This is a genomic window from Streptomyces sp. P17 (assembly GCF_032436805.1).
Classification (GTDB): domain Bacteria; phylum Actinomycetota; class Actinomycetes; order Streptomycetales; family Streptomycetaceae; genus Streptomyces.
Map to the genome: position 1 here is coordinate 1 of NZ_JAVRBF010000992.1, position 263 is coordinate 263.

The 263-nt window shown below is 63.5% G+C and carries 1 pseudogene; it reads right to left on the reverse strand.

The features are described 5' to 3' along the window. Positions 1–36: 36 nt before the first annotated feature. Positions 37–263: pseudogene (locus RMT89_RS43700) on the reverse strand (hypothetical protein); the annotation flags it as partial.

The window sequence follows — 263 nt, forward strand, 5'->3', positions numbered from 1 at the left end:
TCTGATCTGCGGCCGCATGTTGCAGGCCGGGCCTGCTCAGTCGGGAATCAGCACCAGCCCATCGGGGAACACGATCGCCGCGTCACTGGCGCTCACGTCGAAGAAGCCCACGCCGTGTTTCTCGGCAAGGTCCTGCATCAGGCCATGTGCCTGCTCGGCGACGCTGGAAGCGAACGCGCCATAGATCACGTGCTGGCCGATGCTGTAATCGGTGGCATGCGGATCGTCATCAGTGGCATAGGTCAGCGGTGGGAACACCGTGG